A 371-nucleotide genomic window follows, 5' to 3' on the forward strand; every position below is an offset into this window, starting at 1 on the left:
CTCGGGTTGGGGGTGGCGAACTCGATCGAGGCGGTGCGCGCCGGAGCCCGCCAGATCGACGGGTCGTGTCGCCGGTTCGGTGCGGGGGCGGGTAATGCGCCGGTGGAGGCGTTGATCGGGGTGTTCGACAAGATCGGTGTGAAGACCGGGATCGACTTCTTCGACATCGCCGATGCCGCCGAGGAGGTCGTGGCCCCGGCGATGCCTGCGGAGTGTCTGCTGGACCGCAACGCGTTGATCATGGGCTATTCGGGGGTGTACTCCAGCTTCCTCAAACACGCCATCCGCCAGTCCGAACGCTACGGCGTGCCCGCCCATCAGCTGCTGCACCGCGCCGGGCAACGCAAACTCATCGGCGGCCAAGAAGACCA

At 66.8% G+C, this 371-nt stretch carries 1 pseudogene; it reads left to right on the top strand.

Features of this window, described 5'->3' with window-relative positions:
* Nucleotides 1–371: pseudogene (locus AC30CM_RS27410) on the top strand (4-hydroxy-2-oxovalerate aldolase); the annotation flags it as partial.

It is taken from the genome of Mycobacterium sp. DHQP2018-32-09, from assembly GCF_058148405.1.